The sequence below is a fragment of the Falsibacillus pallidus genome (genome assembly GCF_050990905.1).
GTDB classification, from domain to species: Bacteria; Bacillota; Bacilli; order Bacillales; family DSM-25281; genus Falsibacillus; species Falsibacillus pallidus_A.
Genome location: NZ_CP158866.1, coordinates 956,467 through 974,118 on the forward strand (window position 1 = coordinate 956,467; position 17,652 = coordinate 974,118).

A 17,652-nucleotide genomic window follows, 5' to 3' on the forward strand; every position below is an offset into this window, starting at 1 on the left:
TTTTAAAAGAGGGTCCCGGGTGGTACACTAATCGCATCGAAATCTAAGGGGGAAGACATGATGAATCAAACAATCGAGACGATGCTTGCCCATCATTCTGTCCGTAAATTCAAGGACAAGCCACTATCCAGGGAGCAGATTCAATGGATCGTGAAAAGTGCGCAGGCAGCTTCCACATCAAGCTACATCCAGGCTTATTCCATCATAGGAGTCACCGATCCGGAAAAGAAGCAAAAATTGGCGGAGCTTGCCGGTAATCAAACGTATGTCGCTGAAAATGGGCATTTCTTCGTTTTTTGTGCAGACCTGTACAGGCATGAACTGATCGGGAAAAAGGAAAACAGCGACGTGAAGGATACGATTGAAAGTACGGAGAAATTCATGGTGGCGTTGATTGATGCCGCACTGGCAGCGCAAAATGCAGCAGTTGCAGCTGAATCCATGGGGATGGGGATCTGCTATATCGGAGGAATTAGAAACAATCTCCCTGAAGTCCAGAAAGTTTTAAATACACCGCAGAGGGTCGTCCCTCTATTCGGCATGGCTGTCGGGTATCCCGATCAGGATACCGATGTCAAGCCAAGGCTGCCATTCGAGCATATCTACCATGAAAATGAATACGAGCAGGATCTTGTAGCGTATGAAGGGCAGCTTGATGAATACAACAAAGAAATCAGCGAGTACTACCATAAACGTACAAATGGGTTGAGAAGCGACACCTGGACTGGACAGATGGGCAAGATGCTATCTAACAAGACCCGCATGTATATGAAGGATTTTGTGCAAGGAAAAGGATTCGACTTGAAGTGAAAAATTGAAACCAAACAAAAAAACTGCTGAGTGATCAGCAGTTTTATTTGTGTACACCTGGCTTGTCATTGTATCCAGCAGTAAAGATGGCTGCAAGGAATGCAACAATTACACAGCAAATAATGAAAGTATTCACGTATGTAGCCTCCTTTTTATAATCCAAGTATGCCCAAACTATCTTTTATTATAGAACATAATTTCAGCCGTGTGAACGCATTCATACATCTTTTTCCGGAAAATGATGATTTTGTGAAAAAAAGCAGTTCTCTTTTTTAGCAATCATGTTCGATTGGACCTGCGCATAGAGTATATTAATCGTCTCTGAAGAAGCGACAGGGGGAGGTCCTTATGGATATTTTAAAGAGGCTGGAATACTACCGTGAAGAAGAAGAGAAGTTGAAATGGGAAGGGACTTTTGCAGACTACTTGGAGCTGCTGAAAGAGAAGCCGTGGGTGGCGCAGTCGGCCCATTCTAGGGTTTACAATATGATTAAGGACGCTGGAGTGGAAGAGGAGAATGGAAAGAGACGATATAAATTCTTTAATTCCCAGCTATTCGGCCTTGAGGAAGCGCTGGAAAAACTGGTGGAGGAATATTTCCATCCAGCGGCCAAACGATTGGATGTCAGAAAGCGCATTTTACTATTGATGGGACCTGTCAGCGGAGGGAAATCCACGCTGGTGGCCATGCTGAAACGCGGTATGGAGCAATATACACGATCAGACCGCGGCTCGGTTTTTGCGATTAAAGGGTGTCCGATGCATGAAGATCCCCTCCACTTGATCCCGCAGAATCTGCGTGAGGATTTTTACAAGGAATATGGAATCCGCGTGGAAGGCAATCTTTCGCCATTGAATTTAATGAGGCTCGAGCAGGATTACAGCGGCAGAATTGAAGATGTATTAGTGGAACGCATTTTCTTCTCGGAAGATAAACGCGTGGGAATCGGAACGTTCAGTCCATCGGATCCGAAATCCCAGGATATCGCGGATTTGACGGGAAGCATCGACTTTTCCACGATCGCTGAATTTGGATCAGAATCCGATCCGAGGGCGTACCGTTTCGACGGTGAGCTGAATAAAGCCAACCGTGGATTGATGGAATTCCAGGAAATGCTGAAGTGTGATGAGAAGTTTCTCTGGCATTTACTCTCACTCACACAAGAGGGCAATTTCAAGGCAGGAAGGTTTGCCTTGATTTCAGCGGATGAATTGATTGTGGCCCATACGAATGAAACGGAGTACCGTTCATTTATTTCGAATAAAAAGAATGAAGCCCTGCATTCAAGGATCATTGTCATGCCGGTTCCGTATAATCTGAAGGTTTCACAGGAAGAGAAGATTTACGAAAAGATGATCAATGAGTCCGATGTATCGGATGTGCATATTGCCCCTCATACATTAAGAGTAGCTGCGATGTTCACAATTTTGACCAGGCTGAAGGATCCGAAACGCGGGGATATCGATTTGATCAAGAAAATGCGCCTTTATGATGGCGAAAGCGTCGAAGGCTTCAATTCGGCTGATCTGGATGAGTTGAAGAAGGAGTATCAAGATGAAGGCATGAGCGGCATCGATCCGCGCTATGTCATCAACCGAATTTCCTCTACGATTATCCGGAAAGAAGTCAAGACGATCAATGCCCTGGATGTCCTGCGTTCCTTGAAGGAGGGGCTTGATCAGCATCCATCGATTACACAGGAGCTTCGTGAGAAATATTTGAACTATATTTCACTTGCCCGCAAGGAATACGATGATATTGCGAAAAAAGAAGTTCAGAAAGCGTTCGTCTACTCCTATGAGGAATCTGCTAAAACGCTTATGGATAACTACCTCGATAACGTTGAAGCGTACTGCAATAAAGCGAAAATACGCGATCAGCTGACAGGGGAAGAGATCAATCCGGATGAAAAATTGATGCGTTCGATTGAAGAGCAGATTGGCATTTCCGAAAATGCGAAAAAAGCTTTCAGGGAAGAAATCCTCATCCGCATTTCTGCTTACGCCCGAAAAGGAAAGCGGTTTGATTACAATTCGCATGACCGCCTGCGCGAAGCCATCCAGAAGAAATTGTTTGCGGACTTGAAAGATGTCGTCAAAATCACGACATCCACCAAGACGCCGGATGAACTTCAATTGAAGAAAGTCAACGAAGTCGTTGCAAGGCTCATCGACGAACACGGCTACAATTCCACATCTGCGAATGAACTGCTGCGCTATGTGGGAAGCCTGTTGAATAGATAAGACCGGGGGAAGATTAAATAGAAATAAGCAAGGGTCCAAATCGAAAATGATTTGGACCCTATTTCGTTTTAGTAAATAAATGGTAAAATAGTGCAGGAAGGGGGATTAATATGCTTCAGTATAAATGGTTAAATGGAAGTGTGCCTATCTTGGAACAATTGCCTGCTGGTTTCAGCCATGCAGCCCTATTATTGCATCCGTTTATTCAAATGCCAAAAGGCTCAGCAAGGGATTGGAATAAAGAGAAATTCTTTTCCGATGAAGAAATAATCCAATCGGGAACACCGGTGAAATGGGAAAAAATAATGCAATGGACCGGCTTGGATCTGGGGGAGCTTGGCATTGCATTGCAAACCACCATTAATTCATTAAGCAAGGAGTTTGCCAGGGAAGATTTGTATCTTAAAGTAAATGCCATTATGAAAGAGGATTTATATTATCCTAATGAAGATATTATTCCTGCATTCTTCTTTGATAAGATTGCAGCTGTCCTGAAATCGAACGGAGCCCACTTTCTCACCTATCATGACCCTATAAAGAATATAGCAGGGCGTATTGATTTGAGTGATTTCAATCCTTTGGAAATTGGCCGTATTGCCCAAAAAGAATTGATTCTGGCAGATGAGAATCTGGAATTTGCTTTTATGAACCAGTTTGACTCACTTTACACACTGTTTATGACAAAAAATGAAAACATAAGCCAGATTGTAGAGTCAATGGACATGGAAGCGATCATTTGTACAGATGATACTTATGTTGATTGGTATTTTACGAGTCGGCAGTGAACGTTCGAATAAACGAGCTGATTATCAGCCCCGGCACGACTTCGAAAATTTTTTCTTCCGTAAATCCATGCTTCAGATAAAGCTTTTTGGCCGGTTCATTCTTTGCCCCAGTGGTTACCTTCCATTGTTCGCAATCAGAGGTTAGTGCAAATAATTCCTCAATAAGCGCGGATGCAATGCCCTTGCGATGAAAATCAGGATGGACCATCATGCGGCAGATCGTGATGGAGGATGGGCCATCTTCTTCATAGGACAAGAGGCCCGCCAATGCTCCATTATCATAGTAGGCAAGAAATTCTTCTTTTACATTCATCAGATCTTCAATGGTTTCTTTAAGTGGTGGGATGTCATAAAATTGGATGATATCTGCTTCGATTTGATAGGAAGCAAGTTGAATCGGCAGCACTTGTTCAGCTATCGACCGGTCTTTTATATTCACTTTTTTAATCACGTTTCTTCCTCGGCTTTCGTTGTTTAGATTTTGAACCTGCGGGTATCCTCTAAACAAGAGGTGATTACATTATGTCACAAGAGTCCAAAAAGAAGAAAGAACAATTGGAAGAAAAGAATGGTTCCATGGCACGGGATTTAAAGGAAGTCAAAGAACTGGGTAAGCAAATGGAACGGCATCGGACGAATGAAGAACTTCAGGAAGAAGGAAAAGATCCCGATCCCATTCAATATGATGAGGAAAAGTAAAGCCAGGCGGAGGTTCGCCTGGCTGTTTATTTTTTATAGTGTAAAAATCCTTCCAAACGCTGTTTCACTTCGGACCATTCACTATCAATAATGCTGAATACAACCGTGTCACGGATGTAGCCGTCATCAAGGACCCGATGTTTGCGGAGAGTCCCTTCCTTAGCTGCGCCAAGCCTCATAATGGCATTTTGCGAGCGGACATTTCTGGAGTCTGTCTTCAGCTGGACGCGGTTTAGCACCAATTCATCAAAGCAATATTGCAGCAGCAAAAATTTGCACTCTGTATTTGCTGCCGTCCTCCAAACGCTCGGATTGTACCATGTCCAGCCGATTTCAAGATTCTTATCGGGAAGGGTGATATCGAGAAAACGAGTGCTGCCGACGATCCGATTCTGCTCCTTGCTGAAAATGACAAAGGGATAGTCGATTCCTTGATCACGTCGATAGAGCGCCTGCTTGATCAGCTGTTCCATATCGGATATTGTCTGCACCTTTTTCGGCATGTAGCTCCAGATTTCTTCTGCCTGAGCCGCTTCGTATAATCCTTCCAGATGATACATGCTCATGGGGGAAAGTTTTACATATTTTCCTTCTAATTGAATGTCTTTTTCCAGTATCATTTCCCACACTCCCTATAAATTCATTTCATAATGAATCCATTGTTCGTTTGCATCAACCCCGCCCATTTTGCGGTAGAGGGATTGCGCCTTAACGTTATCCACTGCTGTTTGCCAAGACATGTTCGCACATCCGATTTCTCTTGCTTGTTCTTCGCTTTTGCGGAAGAGAGATTCCCCGATTCCTTTTCCTCTCCATTCTTGTGAAATGAATAAGTCATTCAAGATGGCGACTTTTTTCACACGGGTGGTGCTGAATGTGAAATACAGAGTGGAAAACCCGATCAATCGATCGTTCTTCACTGCAACGAGTTGTTTTCCGACAGACGGGTTATGGATTAGAGCCAGTATTAATTCTTCCAGATCTTTTTCATCCGGCTTGGGACGTTGATAAAAATCCACAATGTACTGAAGCATCAATGGTTTCAATTGATCCATGTCTTTTTCTTCTGCATTTCTGATTGTAATTTCCAAACTAGCAGCTCCTTTTTGACCTCTTCATTTTAGATGTAAATAGACAAATTAAAGGTGACAATTTACTATTAGTTTAGATGAGAAGCTGGCTAGGTGGGATAGACAGATAAAGAGAATGAGGAGAGGTCAGATGGCAAAACAAACCTTGATTGCCCCAATCATATTTAAGGAAGGCGGAGTGCCGCTGTATGAGCAGCTCTACCAGCATATTCGTCAGGAAATCATCACTGGGAGGCTGAAGGAAGGGGTCAAATTACCTTCCATCCGGTCACTTTCGGAAAAATTAAAGATCAGCAAGACTACGGTCGAAAATGCATACAGCCAGCTGGCTGCAGAAGGATATGTAAGAAGCAAGGAGAAAAGCGGCCTGTTCGTTGAAAAATTGGACACGAGTTTTTTTCATGGGGAAGGTACTTCAGGCGAGTCACGGGATGGATGGAAAAAAAGTACTGTGATGCCGGAGCTCGATTTTAACTACAGCCTCATAAATCCAGATCTATTTCCAATTAAGGACTTTGAAAAAGCGCATCGCTGGGCCCTTTCGAATTTTGCTCATTTTCAGTACGGCGATCACTTCGGGGAATGGCCGCTCCGGAATCTGCTGTCCACCTATTTGAGGGAGACGAGGGGCGTGGACTGTGAGGCAGACCAAATCATCATCGGGGCAGGTACAAGATATTTGATTGGCCTTTTGGTCCATGCGTTGGAGCTTGGAAATGCAAGCGTGGGATACGAGGATCCGGGATTTGATGGGGTGCGTGCCTATCTACAATGGTCGGGTGTAAAGACCGTTCCCATTAACGTGGATGAGGAGGGGCTGTCTATAGAAGAGTTAAGGCAGACCAATCCTAAAGCGGTTTATACAACTCCGGCACACCAGTTTCCGACGGGGGCTATTATGCCGATTTCCCGCAGGATCGAGCTGCTTCAGTGGGCCGACCGGACAGGAGGCTATATTATTGAAGACGATTTTGACGGGGAGTTCCGCTATGTGGGGCGGCCGATTCCAAGTCTGCAGAGCCTGGATCGGAATGAGCGGGTCATTTATATGGGAAGCTTTTCGAAGGCTCTATCTCCAGCACTGAAGATCAGTTTCATGGTGCTTCCGAAGCATTTGGCCAATCTCTTTAGAGTAAACCTGCGTGCCATCGGCCAAACGAGTTCCGGACTCATGCAGGCCATTCTCTACTATTTAATAAGGGAAGGAAAGTGGCACCGCCATCTCAATCGAGCAAGGAAAGCGTACGAAAGGAAGTACCACCTGCTGTTTTCAGAGCTGCAGAATGGATTTCCTCAATCATCATCGATCCTTGGAAGCGATGCGGGCTTTCATATGCTGTTTAAGCTTCCCGGATTTTCAGAGGAAGAAATTATAGAGAAAGCCAATGAACATGGAATCAAATTTTACCCGACGGCGCCATTTTGGCATAACAAAGAGGATGCGCCTGGAGATACGATCCTGCTGGGGTTCGGCGGGTTGAGCGAAAAGGAGATAAAAGCAGGGATTGCTGTTTTAAGGAAAATCATTGAGAGCTGGAGTGGATGACTCTTGGCCAGACTGCACATACTTAGTTTTGAGGTGATGCAGGATGGAAAAAAAGGAACGGCTTTCATCAGATTCTCCGTTGAACGGAAATATGACCAATAGTTTCGAAGATATCGTCTGGCTCGGGAAGCAGATGGAAAAGCTCCGGTCAGAGGAAGAACTTAAAGAGTATGGAGAAGAAGCAGATCCAGAGCAATTTTAAACAGTGAAACCTGTTCCTATGGGAATGGGTTTATTTTTTTTGAATATGTAAGGACAGACATTTTTCCCCCTTGATGGTGCAGAAATTCAGGCTTGTCCACCCCTGAGGTTTTTGTCTTATTGTCGCAATTATTAGTAAATTATTTAGTTTTGGTGCATAGGATAGAGTAATCAACTTTTAGCAGTCAGGTCTTTGGTGTTTTCAGACAGTCGGAATAGAATATGTCCAAGAGAAGCGATTGGTGACAGATTTATTTGAAAGCAATGAAGGAGGGGAATGAGAATGTCACAAAGCGATAATCAGCAGTTTGTCATTTCACAAGAAGATTGGTCCCTCCATCGAAAAGGCCATGATGATCAGCAGAGGCACCAGGATAAAGTGCAGGAAGCAATCAAAAAGAATCTTCCGGATTTAATTACTGAAGAAAGCATCATCATGTCCAACGGCCAAGATGTGGTCAAGATTCCGATACGTTCATTAGATGAATATAAGATTCGGTACAACTATGATAAGAATAAACACGTTGGCCAAGGCGACGGAGACAGCCAAATTGGAGATGTCGTGGCGCGCGACGGCACGCCGCAGAAAGGCCCTGGGAAAGGGCAGGGAGCAGGAGATCAAGCTGGCGAGGACTACTACGAAGCTGAGATTTCTATGCTCGAATTGGAGGAGGCATTGTTCAGCCAACTGGAGCTTCCGAATTTGAAAAGAAAAGAGCAGAATGATATCACTGTTGAAGATATAGAGTTCAATGATATACGCAAGACCGGTCTTATGGGAAATATCGATAAGAAGCGTACCATGATGACAGCGTTCAAACGAAATGCCATCACTGGGACGCCGAGTTTTCATCCAATCTACCCCGAGGATTTGAAATTCAGAACCTGGAATGAAATTACGAAGCCTGAATCAAAAGCGGTCGTCCTTGCCATGATGGACACGAGCGGATCGATGGGTTTGTGGGAAAAATACATGGCCAGGAGCTTTTTCTTCTGGATGACCCGTTTTTTACGGACAAAATATGAAACGGTAGAGATTGAATTCATTGCCCATCATACAGAAGCAAAAGTGGTCTCGGAAGAAGACTTTTTCTCCAAGGGGGAAAGCGGCGGAACCATTTGCTCTTCTGCCTATCGGAAAGCCCTCGAACTGATCGATGAGAAATACAACCCTTCACGGTTCAACATCTATCCATTCCATTTTTCAGACGGAGACAACTTGACATCTGATAACGTGAGATGCGTCAAGCTCGTGGAAGAACTGATGAAAGTGTCCAACATGTTTGGATACGGGGAAGTAAACCAGTATAACAGGCACTCGACTTTGATGTCCGCCTACAAAAATATTAAGGACGATAACTTCCGGTATTATATATTAAAGCAGAAAGCAGACGTCTTTCATTCAATGAAAAGCTTCTTCCAAAAAGACGAAGAAAAGCAGTTCGCATAAATCGACAAAAATCGGGTCGTGCCTGTCACGACCCGATTTTTTTACGTTATTCAGGAATAATTCTCTATGTATAGCAAAAGATAGTCTCAGTTGTAATTACAAGTGAGGCGATAGGATGGATTTTTTGCTGAAGCAGAATTTGCTGCTCATTGTCAGGGCTATGTATTTTTGTGTGGAGGAGCACTGGTCGGAACTGGGAAGGGCTTATCAGATTACCCCGGCCCAGCAGCATGTACTGTTCCTGCTCTATACGTCATCGGAGAAATCGATGTCTCCTTCTCAATTGAGCGAGTATGGCTGTTGGCATATCTCTACAGTGACGCGGCTCATCAAACCTTTGGAATCAAAAGGCTTGATTCAAATCATGCCGGATAAAAGGCCAAAGTATAAGGTAGTGAAGTTGACACAATCCGGCACCTTAATGATCGAGCAATTAATTGAAGCCGTTAATGAGATGCCATTCTTTCCATTTGATATCAATCCTTTAAATGAAAGTGAGATAGCACAGTTCCTTCAAAGTGCAGAGAGAATATTGGAAGCGAATAGAAGCAAGGAATTCAGTAATTGGATAAGCAGAGTGAAGGTCGGAAGCTATTAAAAAAACGAAGGAGGCAGTTCCATGTTTAATCTGGGTAAGAAAATCACGACACTCTTTTGGCTCGCCATCATAGCACTGGGAGCGACCACCATTTATACATCAGTCCTTGTCCAGCAAGGCCTTCAGACGAAGAAAATGATCAAAAAAATCTACAAGAATACTGTCGGGAGCAGCCTTCCTCATTGAACCACATCTAATTTAATAGTAGAGAAAGTATGTTTTCCAGAAGGAGATTTTCCACTTTTATCTAAATTCTTTATTGAATAAAGAAAGTGGGAGGACTATTATGGAAACAGCCTTTAAGCGTATTGATACTGTATTTTTGAGAGTGAAATATTTTGATGAATCCATCAAATGGTATTCGAGGGTGCTTGGATTCCAGGTCCGCTGGAAAGATGAGAAAGGCGGTTATGCTGCCCTTGAGGTAGGAGAGACACCATTGACCCTTGTTAGGATGGACAATCCAGAAGAAGCAGGAAATCAGAAAGTATCCTTTAATTTCTTTGTTTCCGATATTGATGCTGCTCGCCGGCAATTAACAGAGAATGGGATAGAGCCCGGAGAAACTCAAGAAGACGGGAATGTGAAATGGTTTAAATTCAAGGACTTGGAAGGCAATGGGCTTGAAGTATGCAGTTTTGAAGAATAACAAAAGAGCGGTAAAGAACCGCTCTTTTTTATGTCCAACTATTAATTCTTTCGACCTTTTTCCCGGGAAGCTGCCATCTCGCGTTTTGCAGTTGTTTCCCAATCCCTGACTGAATTCCTTCTGTTTTGGATAGGTTTCTTGGCAGCTGGGGGCGCCATGGGCTTTCGATTAACAAGTTCCCTTAAGTATGTATGTCCGTCTGGGTTGGTTTTAAGCAAAAGCTTCAACGTTGACAAGGTATCGCTGCCTGCTCTGTGGGCATGTTCATTTGTGATGCGATGGCCCTTCAATAATGTGTTCAGCTTCATATCAGCAAACCCGTAATTTTTCCATTTCACGTGCCTCATGGAACAGTGCCACTTCCGATCCACTAAGTCGGGTAGTACTTGAATAAGGAAGCTCCGGTCAAAAGAGGCGTTGTGTGCAATAATATATTCTGCTTCCCTGCAAAAGTCCAGGATTTCTTCCAAGTCCAAACGATGGCCTTTGACCATTTCATTGGTTATCCCCGTCAGCTGGGTGATCTGAGATGAAATGCGTGAATTTGGTTCATTGAGAGCGGAATACTCATCCAATTGCTCAATCAATTGGCCCGTTTCTTTATCAAATGAGAATTTGATCATAAAAAGTTCGATGATTTCATTTTTATAGGGACTTAAACCAGTAGTTTCAGTGTCCAGTATTATCGCAATCTTTTTGTTCTGTTCCATGCTTCACACTTCCTTTTGTTATAAATCGAGCGGCAGAGGAGCAGTAGACAATGGCCATTTTTGAAAAAATGGGCATAAAAAAACGTCCCAGGCGAGATTCGAACTCACGACCTACAGCTTAGGAGGCTGTCGCTCTATCCTGCTGAGCTACTGGGACAAGTATTTTTTATTATAATGTGAAATCATTTAAAGGTCAAAGGAAAAGTCTAAAACTCTTTCTAGAAAACAACTGAATCCTTTATGATCAAGAAGTTTCCATGCTCTCATTTTCAAACGTGATAACTGGTGAAGGGAGGGCCTGGATGGATGTATGCGGTGTCTTGATGGCATTTAAATTTAGATTATGATGCTTGATGATGGACTCTGCCGGGAGCGAACTATCCACAGTCGTATGACCGTTTTCTACCAACGTCACTTGGAATCCGTGGGAGATGGCTGAACGGCATGTGGTGTCTATACAGAATTCTGTCCTCGCACCGACTATGACTAAATGATTGACCCCCATTTGTTCCAGACATTCTTTAAGAGGTGTTTCATAAAACGAATCTGATGCTAGTTTGTGAATGATAGTGTCTTCTGGTCCGGGAGAAATCCCTTGGACGAACTGCCAAAATTGAGAGCCCCGAGTCAAGAATCCACCTTCAGGCTCTTCATGCTGCACATAGATAATTGGGATGTTTCTGCTCGTGCTTTTTGAATCATTTGCTGCATGACAGCGATAGTCTGCTCCATTTGATAAGTTCCCCATAAAGGTCCAACCTGTGCATCAATGACCACCAAAGCAGATTTCGTTGCATTTCCAGACATCTGAACGACCCCTTTCGTTTTTAAACTAACACATCTGTCAATTTAAATATTATGATGAGTTGACGTATGTGTCAACATAAAAACCCAATATTTGTATTAAGGCTAAGTCCAAAAATATACTAAGCAAGTAAATCATTTGTTCCACCGTCAGAAAATCGTTTAATGTATAAGAGAGAACACCTGAATATAAAATGCACCTGCAAACATAAAATGGAAATGGGCCAAAAGAAGGATCCATAGTAAAAATAGATTAAAAGCGGGGCTGAACAAGGCGCTTCCGCATTTCTTAAAGGGAGGGATGGATGTGAAGGTAGGGGTGGCTTTTTCGGGCGGCGGTATACGCGGGGCGGCACATTTGGGCATCATGCAGGCGCTTCATGAGAATGGAGTGGTGCCGTCTATATATACCGGGACCAGCTCAGGCTCCATCGCAGCGGTGCTCTTGGCGCTTGGGTATACGCCGATTGAAGCATTTGAAAAGTTCAAGAAGGTTCGCAGCATAATAGATATTGCGTATTTTCATATTTTAAAAGGGCTCTTCACCCCAAGTAAAATCAAGGGGATCGCTAAGGGAAAGAAGCTGCATCGAGTATTGGATGACGTTTTCGACGGAAGGCAGTTCAGCCATGTCTGTGAACAGGATGTCAAACTTGGCGTCATTGCGACCAGGATTCTGACGGGAGAGCAAACGATATTTGCCAATTCAGAGATCCTTGATCCATCCAAAATCAATGATGATCACTTCCTCTGGTACCCTTTATTTGAGAAGAATTTGAGTGGATTTGTCCGGGCATCATGCTCGATCCCAGGCATATACCTGCCATATGAAGTTAATAAAGAGGAGTATGTGGATGGAGGAATCACCAATAATCTCCCAAGCGATATCGCCTACGCATTAGGGGCAGAAAAGGTAATTGCCATTGACCTCGGCTATTCCGGCAAGACCCGGGAAGTCGGCGGAATCATGGAGATCCTCTCACAAAGCATTTATGTCATGGTGGAGAGCATCATTGACGACCACGACTATCAATCAGGAATCTATCTGAATCCGGAAATCTATGATATCGGTTCCCTTGAAATCTCGAAAACAAATGAATGCTACATAAGAGGATACGAGTATGCTATGGCCAATATGAAAGAGATACTTGAAAAATTAGGAGATTAAAACTGGATACTCCTATGAAACTTTTTTAGAGGAGCGGCATAAAATAGGAGGAAAGCAATTCTAGCAAAGGGGATTTAGTATGAATAATAGAAAGAAATCCCATATTGTAAGGACCAAAAAAGTGTATGACTGGGTGCAGATGGGGACGAAAATCCAGGCGAAAATAAACATCGTCCAAAATCCTGATCCAGTTGACCCATTGAAAGGCGCCACTTACCAGTACAACGCCCTCTCAGATGGGGTGAAAAAAGTCTATACAAATGAAGATGAATTGACTCAATATGGGGACAGAGGGATTCTTGATCCTGCGATTGCCACCTATATCAATCTCTTTATTAACGGGGTCCTGCAGCCGCCTTCTTTATATTCGGTTGAACCGGGCAAGCTTATTTTGAATATTGAGAGCCCTCCCCAAGAAGGAGTCCCCATCATCCTGCAGTACATCACCATCTTTCCATAAAAAAACCGAATGCTGACCGCCGTTTAGTGCAACCGACCATGCATCCGGTTTTTTTGCTGCCCATATTAAATTAAGTGCTGACAGTAGTGGAAGCTTGTGGATCAAAGTTCATGACTTCCAAAACGACCGGTGAATTTTGAAGGATGGGATCGCCTCCTGCCGGAACATCAACTTCCAATGAACCGACTCCTGTTGCACCTGGTGTATAAGTCGCCAATCCTTGCATTTGAAGAACACCGTTGACATATACGTTAAAGTAGCTGTTATTGGCAGTCAGAGCAGGGAGCGCTGTTACCGCAGCGCCAGCATCATCGAAAAATGAAGCGGCATCAACCGTCAAAGTTGCTCCAGCAGCTGTTTCTGCAGTGGTTACATAGAAGAATTTTTCGGATGCCGGTGTTGTGTTGATAGTGGATGCGGCAGAAACGACAAGTTTCATTAATTGCAATGCCATTAATATCACCTCCTTCCATCTTTGAGGTACTCTATTATATGGAAAACGAGAGTTGGAGGTAATGGACAAGGGTTGAGAAGTATAAGAATAAAAGAAACACTAGATGACAGTGAGAAGGTGGCACATCGGTTGCACAATCCAGTATTTCATAGTAGACTGTAGCTACAATTGAATAGAGGAAACGGGAGCCCGTGGCAAAGGGCTGAGAGTATGGCTATTCCGTCATAGACCGTCTGAACCTGTTGGGTAATGCCAGCGTAGGAAAGTAATTGATTTCATTATTGATGCTTTGCTTGCGTGCAAAGTTTTTTTATTTGCACAAAAGAAGCACCATTAACTATATTTACGCTGCGGCTGCCCCCATCAGGAGGCAGCCGTTTTCATTATCTATTCGACAAAAACCGGGGCGTGCCTGTCACCTGGAATGTCACCTGGAAAAGCAGGGAACCCCGAATGGGAAGAGGGAATTAATGATGAATATCAGCGAAAAATTGGAACGTTTAAGAGAAATGAAGCCGCTTGTCCACAATATCACGAATGTAGTGGTGACGAATTTTACCGCCAATGGACTGCTTGCTCTTGGCGCATCGCCGGTGATGGCTTATGCAAAAGAAGAAGTGGAAGAAATGGCAAGCATCGCGGGAGCGGTTGTCCTGAATATCGGAACGCTCAATAAGGAAGTCATTGACTCTATGATCCTTGCAGGAAAAGCAGCCAATCAACAAGGTGTCCCTGTCCTATTGGATCCTGTAGGTGCCGGAGCCACTCGATTCCGCACAGATATGGCCAATAAAATCCTGGAGGAAGTCCAAATTGATGTCATCCGCGGCAATGCAGCAGAAATCGCGAATCTGCTCGGCATTGATTGGCAGATCAAAGGGGTGGATGCAGGCGATGGAAAAGGCGACGCAGCAGAAATCGCATTACAAGCGGCTAAAAAGTGGAACTGTACAGCCGTTGTCACCGGGAAAATTGATTCGGCATCGGACGGAAAGGATACGTACCTCATTGAAAATGGCCATCCGATGATGACGCAAGTGACAGGAACAGGCTGTCTCCTTACATCGGTCATCGGATCCTACTGTGCAGTGGAATCCAACCATTTGGCAGCGGCAGTGGCAGCTTTGACTTCGTATGGAATTGCCGCAGAAATGGCTGCAGTAAAAACAGGTGAGCTTGGACCGGGCAGTTTTCAAATCCAGTTTTTGAATGAGCTTGCCAACCTTTCATCTGAAGAAATTATACAAAAAGCAAAGTTCACAAAAAAACAATAGGAGGGATTCACCCATGTCTTACAAACAGCCAATGGCATTGACCCTCGCAGGATCGGACAGCGGCGGAGGAGCAGGCATACAGGCAGACTTGAAAACTTTCCAGGAATTGAATGTGTATGGGATGTCAGCGATCACGGCAGTTACAGCCCAGAATACAACCGGCGTCCAGGGCGTGTACCCTGTTGAGGTTGAAGGCATTCTCCAGCAGATCGATTCCATCGGGGAGGACTTGCCGCCACATGCGATTAAGACAGGGATGCTGTTCAATTCGGAAATCATTGAAGCAGTCGCGGGAAGGCTGAAAACCTATCAATGGAAAAATATCGTCGTCGATCCAGTCATGATCGCAAAAGGAGGAGCTCCGCTGCTGCTGGAGGAAGCAGTCAACGCTTTAAAAGACCACCTGCTTCCATTAGCGGAGGTCATCACCCCGAATATCCCTGAAGCAGAAGTGTTGACCGAGATGAAAATCAAAACGTATGAAGATAAAATGCATGCAATAAAAATCCTATCGTCCATGGGACCAAAAATCGTTGTTTTGAAAGGGGGACATGACACGGATGATCAGGAATCTGTGGATATTGTCTATGATGGGGATACATTTACCGAATTGAGATCGAGCCGCATCCAAACGAAGAATACCCATGGCACAGGATGCACATTTTCTTCAGCCATTGCGGCTTTTCTGGCACAAGGAAAATCAACCATGGAAGCCGTGCGATTAGCCAAAGCCTTTATCCAGGCGGCCATCGAGGATTCCCTTGATATTGGGAAGGGGCACGGACCTACAAACCACTGGGCGTTCAATCGGAAAAACAGAAGCAGGGAGAATCGTTCATGAGAATCCAAGCGAACACGATGAAAGAGCTGCTCCAGCTGTATTTCATCATGGGTAGCCAGAATACAAACAACGATCCATTCGAGGTGTTAAACCAGGCCATCAATGGAGGAATCACCCTGTTCCAATTCCGCGAAAAAGGAAAGGGATCCTTGAGCGGCAAGGCAAAAGAGGAGTTTGCCCGGGATCTGATGAAGCTCTGCAGAAGCCATGCAATCCCATTCATCGTCAATGATGATGTCGACCTGGCATTAGCGATCGATGCCGACGGAGTCCATGTCGGGCAGGATGATGAACAAGCGGATCAGGTCAGAAACAAAATAGGGGATAAGATCCTTGGCGTTTCGGCGCATTCAATGGATGAAGTCCACAAAGCCATTGAATACGGTGCAGACTACCTGGGGGTCGGTCCGATTTTCCCGACCGAAACGAAAGAAGATGCGAAGCCTCCAAACGGCGGGGTGTTGATCAAGGAAATCAGGAAAGCGGGGATTTCCATTCCAATCGTCGGCATCGGCGGGATCACCGCTGAGAATGCCCCGACTGTATTGGAAACAGGGGCGGACGGAATCTCCCTCATATCTGCTATCAGCCATGCAAAAAATCCAGAAAAAGCTGCCCTGGACTTAAAGCGAAGTCTCCTATTAAATAATAGAAGAAGCCATTACTGATGCTGAAATAACTTTAATACCGAAAGAGGCTGTAAATTTCCAATACAGCCTCTTGTCTTTTTTTTGCATTGAGATGTGCAAGAATGTACAATCTTAGAGAAACTGAAATGATCGTAATGATTATCGATTTCCAGAATAAGATTACTGAAAAGACAGGAAGTGATTCTTTTGAATAAAAAAGTAGGGTTTATCGGAAGCGGAAACATGGCACAAGCTATGATTGGAGGAATGATTCAATCAAAGACGGTGCCTGCCGAAAATATCATGGCCAGCGCATATACAGATGCAACACTCTCCAAAGTAAAGGAAGCTTTTCAAATAAATGTCACCACCGATAACGAAGAGGTCGCGAGATTTGCAGATGTATTGTTTTTAGCAGTTAAGCCGGACCAATACAACGGGGTCATCCAGCAGGTAAAAGGTGTTGTTGACAGCGAGACAATCGTTGTCAGCATTGCGGCCGGCATCACTTTGGAATCGATGAAAAATGCTTTCGGGAAGGAAATCAAGGCAGTAAGGTCGATGCCAAACACTCCGTCCCTTGTAGGAGAAGGCCTAAGTGCGGTCTGTCCGAATGATCTTCTGAACGAAGAAGACCTCCAGATTGTCACCACATTATTTGAAAGCTTCGGAAAAGCAGAACTGGTTCAGGAATATTTGATGGATGCCATCCCGGCCATCAGTGGATCCTCACCAGCTTATGTCTTCATGTTCATCGAAGCATTGGCAGATGGCGGAGTGAAACAGGGATTGCCACGGCAGCAGGCATACAGGCTGGCAGCCCAGGCTGTCCTCGGAGCCGCTAAAATGGTCCTTGATACAGGGATTCACCCGGGAGAACTTAAGGATCAGGTCTGCTCACCAGGCGGGGCCACGATCGAAGCGGTTTCCACATTGGAAAAAGAACAATTCCGCGGCGCAGTTTTAGCTGCAATGGAAAGCTGCACGAACAAAGTCAAGGAGCTAGCGGGTTCCTGAATTTTTTCATTGACTTAAAGGAGATTGTCCCGTTATAATAGCCATTAAAATTCAATAGCGCGTTTTAGTATATACCTGAGGATATGGCTCAGGCGTCTCTACCGGATTGCCGTAAATGATCCGACTACTAAAAATGGAAGACTCATGCTTATTTGAGCATGATTCTCTTCTCTTTTTAAGACTGGACCAGACAGCCGGCCATACCTCTTTTCTTGTCATTTC

Annotated in this window: 22 protein-coding genes, 1 tRNA gene and 1 riboswitch; of the genes, 16 read left to right on the forward strand and 7 right to left on the reverse strand. The window is 44.4% G+C overall.

Features of this window, described 5'->3' with window-relative positions; all coding sequences use genetic code 11:
- Positions 1–60: 60 nt before the first annotated feature.
- From nfsA to ABTV07_RS05190, 3 genes are all read left to right on the forward strand, one after another.
- Positions 61–810: an oxygen-insensitive NADPH nitroreductase gene (gene nfsA / locus ABTV07_RS05180; RefSeq protein WP_433751107.1), complete on the forward strand. Its 750-nt coding sequence runs from the start codon at positions 61–63 to the stop codon at positions 808–810.
- Positions 811–1,158: 348 nt separating this feature from the next.
- Complete coding sequence (locus ABTV07_RS05185; protein WP_433748306.1) at positions 1,159–3,054, forward strand: PrkA family serine protein kinase; 1,896 nt, start codon at positions 1,159–1,161, stop codon at positions 3,052–3,054.
- A 110-nt stretch (positions 3,055–3,164) separates the two neighbouring features.
- Positions 3,165–3,839 carry a DUF2711 family protein gene (locus tag ABTV07_RS05190; protein ID WP_433748309.1) on the forward strand — a complete coding sequence of 225 codons (675 nt, stop codon included), beginning with the start codon at positions 3,165–3,167 and terminating at the stop codon, positions 3,837–3,839.
- Here the strand turns inward: ABTV07_RS05190 and ABTV07_RS05195 are convergent.
- Entirely contained in the window at positions 3,823–4,290 is a 468-nt protein-coding gene (locus ABTV07_RS05195) for a GNAT family N-acetyltransferase (protein WP_433748312.1), read from the reverse strand. The genes ABTV07_RS05190 and ABTV07_RS05195 overlap by 17 nt on opposite strands.
- Before the next feature lie 71 nt (positions 4,291–4,361).
- On the opposite strand from ABTV07_RS05195, the gene ABTV07_RS05200 reads away from it, so the two are divergent.
- Entirely contained in the window at positions 4,362–4,538 is a 177-nt protein-coding gene (locus ABTV07_RS05200; protein WP_433748315.1) for a hypothetical protein, read from the forward strand.
- A 26-nt stretch (positions 4,539–4,564) separates the two neighbouring features.
- Here ABTV07_RS05200 and ABTV07_RS05205 read toward each other — a convergent pair whose 3' ends face one another.
- Both ABTV07_RS05205 and ABTV07_RS05210 read right to left on the reverse strand, forming a co-directional pair.
- A complete protein-coding gene (locus ABTV07_RS05205; protein WP_433748318.1) occupies positions 4,565–5,158 on the reverse strand; it encodes a GNAT family N-acetyltransferase in 594 nt (197 codons plus the stop codon).
- A 12-nt stretch (positions 5,159–5,170) separates the two neighbouring features.
- The gene (locus ABTV07_RS05210; RefSeq protein ID WP_433748321.1) at positions 5,171–5,629 is read right to left on the reverse strand and encodes an N-acetyltransferase family protein; all 459 of its coding nucleotides are present in this window, start codon (positions 5,627–5,629) and stop codon (positions 5,171–5,173) included.
- Positions 5,630–5,759: 130 nt separating this feature from the next.
- Between ABTV07_RS05210 and ABTV07_RS05215 the strand changes: the two genes are divergently transcribed.
- The 6 genes from ABTV07_RS05215 (at position 5,760) to ABTV07_RS05240 (ending at position 10,073) form a co-directional block, all read left to right on the forward strand.
- Positions 5,760–7,175: a PLP-dependent aminotransferase family protein gene (locus tag ABTV07_RS05215; protein WP_433748324.1), complete on the forward strand. Its 1,416-nt coding sequence runs from the start codon at positions 5,760–5,762 to the stop codon at positions 7,173–7,175.
- Between the two features lie 43 nt (positions 7,176–7,218).
- Positions 7,219–7,377, forward strand: coding sequence for a hypothetical protein (locus ABTV07_RS05220; protein ID WP_433748326.1), 159 nt, complete (start codon positions 7,219–7,221; stop codon positions 7,375–7,377).
- A 282-nt stretch (positions 7,378–7,659) separates the two neighbouring features.
- Entirely contained in the window at positions 7,660–8,826 is a 1,167-nt protein-coding gene (gene yhbH / locus ABTV07_RS05225) for a sporulation protein YhbH (protein WP_433748329.1), read from the forward strand.
- 115 nt (positions 8,827–8,941) lie between these two features.
- Positions 8,942–9,424, forward strand: a complete 483-nt coding sequence (locus ABTV07_RS05230; RefSeq protein WP_433748332.1) for a MarR family transcriptional regulator — start codon at positions 8,942–8,944, stop codon at positions 9,422–9,424.
- A 21-nt stretch (positions 9,425–9,445) separates the two neighbouring features.
- Positions 9,446–9,610, forward strand: a complete 165-nt coding sequence (locus ABTV07_RS05235; protein ID WP_433748333.1) for a hypothetical protein — start codon at positions 9,446–9,448, stop codon at positions 9,608–9,610.
- Between the two features lie 100 nt (positions 9,611–9,710).
- Entirely contained in the window at positions 9,711–10,073 is a 363-nt protein-coding gene (locus ABTV07_RS05240; RefSeq protein WP_433748336.1) for a VOC family protein, read from the forward strand.
- 41 nt (positions 10,074–10,114) lie between these two features.
- On the opposite strand, the gene ABTV07_RS05245 is transcribed toward ABTV07_RS05240, so the two are convergent.
- From ABTV07_RS05245 to ABTV07_RS05255, 3 genes are all read right to left on the reverse strand, one after another.
- On the reverse strand, positions 10,115–10,783 hold the full coding sequence (locus tag ABTV07_RS05245) for an exonuclease domain-containing protein (protein WP_433748339.1): 669 nt from the start codon (positions 10,781–10,783) through the stop codon (positions 10,115–10,117).
- Positions 10,784–10,866: 83 nt separating this feature from the next.
- A tRNA-Arg gene (locus ABTV07_RS05250) sits at positions 10,867–10,940 on the reverse strand.
- A gap of 87 nt (positions 10,941–11,027) precedes the next feature.
- Positions 11,028–11,531: an isochorismatase family protein gene (locus ABTV07_RS05255; protein ID WP_433748342.1), complete on the reverse strand. Its 504-nt coding sequence runs from the start codon at positions 11,529–11,531 to the stop codon at positions 11,028–11,030.
- Positions 11,532–11,894: 363 nt separating this feature from the next.
- On the opposite strand from ABTV07_RS05255, the gene ABTV07_RS05260 reads away from it, so the two are divergent.
- On the forward strand, positions 11,895–12,755 hold the full coding sequence (locus ABTV07_RS05260; RefSeq protein WP_433748345.1) for a patatin-like phospholipase family protein: 861 nt from the start codon (positions 11,895–11,897) through the stop codon (positions 12,753–12,755).
- Between the two features lie 79 nt (positions 12,756–12,834).
- Positions 12,835–13,215 carry a DUF4183 domain-containing protein gene (locus tag ABTV07_RS05265; protein ID WP_433748348.1) on the forward strand — a complete coding sequence of 127 codons (381 nt, stop codon included), beginning with the start codon at positions 12,835–12,837 and terminating at the stop codon, positions 13,213–13,215.
- Positions 13,216–13,285: 70 nt separating this feature from the next.
- Here ABTV07_RS05265 and ABTV07_RS05270 read toward each other — a convergent pair whose 3' ends face one another.
- Positions 13,286–13,669 (reverse strand): DUF4183 domain-containing protein, encoded by a 384-nt coding sequence (locus ABTV07_RS05270; protein ID WP_433748350.1) that lies wholly within the window; start codon positions 13,667–13,669, stop codon positions 13,286–13,288.
- Between the two features lie 470 nt (positions 13,670–14,139).
- Here ABTV07_RS05270 and thiM point away from each other — a divergent pair, with 470 nt between their 5' ends.
- From thiM to proC, 4 genes are all read left to right on the forward strand, one after another.
- Entirely contained in the window at positions 14,140–14,943 is an 804-nt protein-coding gene (gene thiM / locus ABTV07_RS05275; RefSeq protein WP_433748353.1) for a hydroxyethylthiazole kinase, read from the forward strand.
- 13 nt (positions 14,944–14,956) lie between these two features.
- Complete coding sequence (gene thiD, locus ABTV07_RS05280) at positions 14,957–15,784, forward strand: bifunctional hydroxymethylpyrimidine kinase/phosphomethylpyrimidine kinase (protein WP_433748356.1); 828 nt, start codon at positions 14,957–14,959, stop codon at positions 15,782–15,784.
- Positions 15,781–16,452, forward strand: a complete 672-nt coding sequence (thiE, locus tag ABTV07_RS05285) for a thiamine phosphate synthase (protein WP_433748359.1) — start codon at positions 15,781–15,783, stop codon at positions 16,450–16,452. The genes thiD and thiE overlap by 4 nt, the downstream gene beginning before the upstream one ends.
- A 168-nt stretch (positions 16,453–16,620) precedes the next feature.
- Positions 16,621–17,430 carry a pyrroline-5-carboxylate reductase gene (gene proC / locus ABTV07_RS05290; protein WP_433748361.1) on the forward strand — a complete coding sequence of 270 codons (810 nt, stop codon included), beginning with the start codon at positions 16,621–16,623 and terminating at the stop codon, positions 17,428–17,430.
- 45 nt (positions 17,431–17,475) lie between these two features.
- Positions 17,476–17,577: riboswitch (purine riboswitch) on the forward strand.
- Positions 17,578–17,652: the final 75 nt, after the last annotated feature.

Coding starts and splice junctions, on each gene's coding strand:
- nfsA (WP_433751107.1), top strand. CDS start 61: ATGAATCAAACAATCGAGACGATGCTTGCCCATCATTCTGTCCGTAAA.
- ABTV07_RS05185 (WP_433748306.1), top strand. CDS start 1,159: ATGGATATTTTAAAGAGGCTGGAATACTACCGTGAAGAAGAAGAGAAG.
- ABTV07_RS05190 (WP_433748309.1), top strand. CDS start 3,165: ATGCTTCAGTATAAATGGTTAAATGGAAGTGTGCCTATCTTGGAACAA.
- ABTV07_RS05200 (WP_433748315.1), top strand. CDS start 4,362: ATGTCACAAGAGTCCAAAAAGAAGAAAGAACAATTGGAAGAAAAGAAT.
- ABTV07_RS05205 (WP_433748318.1), bottom strand. CDS start 5,158: ATGATACTGGAAAAAGACATTCAATTAGAAGGAAAATATGTAAAACTT.
- ABTV07_RS05215 (WP_433748324.1), top strand. CDS start 5,760: ATGGCAAAACAAACCTTGATTGCCCCAATCATATTTAAGGAAGGCGGA.
- ABTV07_RS05220 (WP_433748326.1), top strand. CDS start 7,219: ATGGAAAAAAAGGAACGGCTTTCATCAGATTCTCCGTTGAACGGAAAT.
- yhbH (WP_433748329.1), top strand. CDS start 7,660: ATGTCACAAAGCGATAATCAGCAGTTTGTCATTTCACAAGAAGATTGG.
- ABTV07_RS05230 (WP_433748332.1), top strand. CDS start 8,942: ATGGATTTTTTGCTGAAGCAGAATTTGCTGCTCATTGTCAGGGCTATG.
- ABTV07_RS05235 (WP_433748333.1), top strand. CDS start 9,446: ATGTTTAATCTGGGTAAGAAAATCACGACACTCTTTTGGCTCGCCATC.
- ABTV07_RS05240 (WP_433748336.1), top strand. CDS start 9,711: ATGGAAACAGCCTTTAAGCGTATTGATACTGTATTTTTGAGAGTGAAA.
- ABTV07_RS05245 (WP_433748339.1), bottom strand. CDS start 10,783: ATGGAACAGAACAAAAAGATTGCGATAATACTGGACACTGAAACTACT.
- ABTV07_RS05255 (WP_433748342.1), bottom strand. CDS start 11,531: ATGGGGAACTTATCAAATGGAGCAGACTATCGCTGTCATGCAGCAAAT.
- ABTV07_RS05265 (WP_433748348.1), top strand. CDS start 12,835: ATGAATAATAGAAAGAAATCCCATATTGTAAGGACCAAAAAAGTGTAT.
- ABTV07_RS05270 (WP_433748350.1), bottom strand. CDS start 13,669: ATGGCATTGCAATTAATGAAACTTGTCGTTTCTGCCGCATCCACTATC.
- thiM (WP_433748353.1), top strand. CDS start 14,140: ATGATGAATATCAGCGAAAAATTGGAACGTTTAAGAGAAATGAAGCCG.
- thiD (WP_433748356.1), top strand. CDS start 14,957: ATGTCTTACAAACAGCCAATGGCATTGACCCTCGCAGGATCGGACAGC.
- thiE (WP_433748359.1), top strand. CDS start 15,781: ATGAGAATCCAAGCGAACACGATGAAAGAGCTGCTCCAGCTGTATTTC.